Consider the following 4,113-nt stretch of genomic DNA (forward strand, 5'->3'; position numbering starts at 1 on the left):
CTTCCGGGCCACGCCCCCTCCGGCTTCTTCGTCCTGCGCACCCCGCTGCTGCCCTTCGATGCGCTGCGCGCCTGGAGCGAGGACCTGCATGCGGCCCGCTTCACGCAAGCCCCTGTCGCGGAACTGGAAGCAGCGCTCGCGAGGGATCGCGCCCTGCTGCGCGACCGGCTGGCGGCGGTGGTTGCCCGGCCGGAGGTGCGCGAGGCGTTGTTCCTCGCCTCCCCTTCGCTGGAAGAGCACCTCTCCGCGTGGACGAGCGCTCCGGACGGTGAACATGGCCAGAAGCTGGAGCGCACGCTGGTGCGCTACTGGCAGCGCATGGCCTCGCGCTCGACGCCCTTCGGCCTCTTCGCTGGCAACAGCCTGGGCACGCTCACCGGGCCGACGCGGCTGGCGCTGCCCGCCCGCGAGTCGTACCGCCGTCACACGCGGCTGGACATGGACTACGTGGATGCGTTGACGGACCGGCTCGCGGGACTGCCCGCGCTGCGCGAGGCCTTGAGCTACCGCCCCAACTCCAGCCTGTACCGGGCCGCGGGGCGGCTGCGCTACGCGGAGTCGCGCCGCGAGGGAGGCACGCGCACCTACCAGCTCGTCAGCGTGGAGCCCACCGCGTACCTGGAAGCCACGCTGGAGCGGGCCCGCGCGGGTGGCTCGCTCGCGACGCTCGCCCAGGCCCTGGTCGAAGCCGACCCCGACGTGTCCGCCGACGAAGCCCGGGACTACGTGGACATGCTCGTGGAGCACCAGCTCCTGCTTCCGGAGCTGGCACCGCTCGTCACCGGCCCTGAGCCGCTGCGCGAGCTGCTCGCGCGCCTGGAGTCCGTGCCGGCGATGGCGGACACCGTCCGCGTCCTCCACCACGTGCAGGACGCGCTGACGGAACTGGATGGCTCCCCTCTGGGGGCCGAGCCGTCGCGCTACCGTGCGCTGGCGAAGGACCTCGAAGCGCTTCCCGCGCCCGTCGAAACCAACCGCCTCTTCCAGGTGGACCTGCGCAAACCCGCCGAAGCGCTGAGCCTGGGCCCGGCCGTGGTGGACGCGATGGCCCGGGGCGTGGCCCTGCTGCACCGGCTGAGCCCGGCTTCGGATTCGCCAACGTTGCGGCGCTTTCGCGAGGCCTTCGTCCAGCGCTACGAGGAGCGCGAGGTCCCCCTGTTGGAGGTCCTGGACGAGGACGTGGGCGTCGGCTTCGAGCTGGCGAGCCCCGAGGCCGCGGAGGCCTCCCCCCTGCTGCGCGACCTGGCGTTCCCCTCCCCTCCTTCCGAGGAGCGCGTCGCATGGGGCAAGGCCCAGGCGCACCTGAACTACCGTCTGTCGGAGGTGCTCCGCACGGGCGGCCCCCTGGAGCTGGACGCCGCGGACCTGAAGGCCATGGAGAACCCGCGCCCTGTGCCGCTGCCAGACGCCTTCTCCGTGATGGCGACCGTGCTGGCCGCGTCCCAGGAGGACGTGGACGCGGGGCGGTTCCAGCTCGTGTTCGATTCGATGATGGGTCCCTCGGGTGCGGCGCTCCTGGGCCGCTTCTGCCACGGCGACCCGGAGCTGCTGCGCCACGTGAAGGCGCACCTGCGCGCTGAGGAGGCGCTGCATCCGGAGGCCGTCTTCGCGGAGGTGGTGCACCTGCCGGAAGGGCGCGTGGGCAACATCCTCTGCCGCCCCGTGCTGCGCGAGCACGAGCTGGTGTTCCTGGGACGCTCGGGTGCGCCGCCGGAGCAGCAGCTTCCGCTCACCGACCTGCGTCTCTCCGTCCGGGGCTCGCGCATCGTCCTGCGCTCCGTGAAGCTGGGACGCGAGGTGATTCCCCGCGTCACCCACGTCCACAACTTCGGCCGCGCGCACCTGCGGCCCTATACCTTCCTGGGCACGCTCCAGCAGCAGGGCGCGAGCCCCGGGCTGCGCTGGCACTGGGGGCCGCTCGGCAGCAGTGCGTTCCTGCCCCGCGTGACGTGCGGCGGGCTGGTCCTCCACCGCGCCCGCTGGCGCCTCAAGGCGCCCACGCTTGATGCGCTCGGGGAGCTGCAAGGCGCGGAGCGCTTCCGCGAGGTGCAGCGGCTGCGCGAGCGCCTGGGCCTCCCGCGCACCGTGGGCCTGGAGGACCGCGACAACGTGCTGCCGGTGGACCTGGACAACGTGCTCAGCATCGACACCTTCGTCCAACTGGTGCGCCGTCAGGCGGAGGTGGTGCTGGTGGAGCTGCCCACCAACGAGGCCCTGTGCGTCCAGGGCCCCGAGGGCCGCTTCGTCCACGAGGTGGTGGTGCCCTTCGTGCGCGACGCGCCGGCCGTGCCCGCGCCCGCCGTGAGCACCGAGAAGCCCCCGAAGCTGGAGCGCTCCTTCCCTCCCGGCTCCGAGTGGCTGTACGTCAAGCTCTACACCGGCACGGCGCTCGCGGACCGCGTGCTGGCGAAGGCCGTGGCGCCGCTGGCCCGCGAGGCCATCGCCTCCGGTGCCGCGCACCAGTGGTTCTTCCTGCGCTACGGCGACCCGGACTGGCACCTGCGCGTGCGCTTCCAGGGCGACCCGCGACGGCTGCACACCGAGGTGCTGGCCCGCCTCCACGAATTGCTGCGCCCGCTGCGACAGGACGGACTCGTCCACCGCGTGCAGGTGGACACCTACGAGCGCGAGGTCGAACGCTACGGCGGCGACCTGGGCCTGCCGCTCGCGGAGCGGTTGTTCCACGCGGACAGTGAGACGGCGCTGGAGCTGCTCGACACGGTGGCGGGCGATGACGGCGCGGATGCACGCTGGAGGCTGCTCCTGTGCGGCATCGACCTGCTGCTCAAGGACCTGGGCTTCGACCTGGAGGGCCGCTGCCGGTTGCTCGCGGAGCTGCGCAAGGGCTACGGCCAGGAGTTCCAGGTGGACGGCGCCTTCGAGCGTCGGCTGGGCGAACGCTTCCGGATGCACCGTCAAGAACTGGAGTCCCTGCTGTGGCAGCCGTGGCCTTCCGAAGGGCCGCTCGCCCCGGGACTCGCCGCGCTGCGACGCCGCTCCTCACGACAGGCGGAGGTGACGGAGCAACTGCGCGCGTGCCAGTTGACGCAGCCCCTGGACCGGGTGGCCGCGAGCCTCGTGCACATGCACACCAACCGGCTGCTGCGGACCGCCGCGCGGGCACAGGAGCTGGTCCTCTACGACTTCCTGTACCGGCTCTACCTGTCCCGACAGGCGCGCGAGAAGCAGCGGTCCTGAGCCCTACCGGGCCGGGGGGATGATCCGCCGGGAGCCCTCGGGCTCGAAGGCCCCGTGGCGCGGCACCTGACGCGGGGACGCATTGCCCACCAGCGGCAGGTCCACGCCCTGGGGCCACACCAGCGTGGGCGTCCCCGTCCACGGGCCCTCCACCGGCGTGCGGACCCGAGCACCGTCCTCCAGGGTCTGGGCCTGCTCGGCCGCATCCAGCGGTCGGGCCACCTCCAGCCGACCGGAGCGACCCGGTGCGCGGAGGCCTCGCGCCTCGGGCTCGCACGATGCGCTTCCCTCCTCCGGTGGCAGGGAATTCCCACACGCCAGCAGGGTGAGCAGTGGAAGGACGAACACGCTGCGGACATCCATTCCCCGTCCAACCCGGGATGCGTTCCCGGGTTGCGCGGCGCCGCGTTTTTTCTGGCCGCGCATCGCGGACGACCCGGTGCACCCGCTGCCTTCGTATCCAGGACAGGAGGCCAACGTCATGGCACAGCCGCTGTACACCGGACAGGTCCGCACCGTGGGGGAGAGCATGGCCCGCAGCACCACGGAGGCGCAGGCGTTCAGGATCTTCATGGACGAGCCCGTGGAGCTGGGAGGCAGCAACGGCGCCCCCAGCCCGCTCGACTTCATCCTCGCGGCGCACGCGGGCTGCCTGAACTACATGACCTTCTTCATCGCCCGCGAGCTGGGCATCCCCGTCACCGGAACCGACATCACCGTGAAGGGCTCCCTGGACCCCGCGAAGTTCGCCGGCACCCACCGCGACATCCGCGCCGGCTACCAGTCCCTCACCGCCACCATCCACGTGAGGGGCGGCGCCACCCCGGAGCAGCTCACCCGGCTCCTGACGGAGGTGGAGACCCGCTGCCCGGTGAGCGACAACCTGGCCCACCCCACCCCCATCCACCCTGTCTC

Annotated in this window: 3 protein-coding genes; 2 read left to right on the plus strand and 1 reads right to left on the minus strand. The window is 72.3% G+C overall.

What is annotated here, in order from left to right; all coding sequences use genetic code 11:
- Positions 1-3,198, plus strand: a 3,198-nt coding sequence (locus D7X74_RS40200; RefSeq protein ID WP_233602460.1) for a lantibiotic dehydratase, incomplete at its 5' end; no start/stop codon positions are given.
- A 3-nt stretch (positions 3,199-3,201) separates the two neighbouring features.
- Here D7X74_RS40200 and D7X74_RS40205 read toward each other — a convergent pair.
- The gene (locus tag D7X74_RS40205; protein WP_147446870.1) at positions 3,202-3,546 is read right to left on the minus strand and encodes a hypothetical protein; all 345 of its coding nucleotides are present in this window, start codon (positions 3,544-3,546) and stop codon (positions 3,202-3,204) included.
- A gap of 133 nt (positions 3,547-3,679) precedes the next feature.
- Here D7X74_RS40205 and D7X74_RS40210 point away from each other — a divergent pair.
- Positions 3,680-4,113: OsmC family protein (locus tag D7X74_RS40210; RefSeq protein WP_199742005.1), on the plus strand; the 434-nt coding region annotated here is incomplete at its 3' end.

Origin of the sequence: Corallococcus sp. CA047B, from assembly GCF_003612065.1 — a bacterium.
In the GTDB taxonomy this organism is placed as follows: domain Bacteria; phylum Myxococcota; class Myxococcia; order Myxococcales; family Myxococcaceae; genus Corallococcus; species Corallococcus praedator.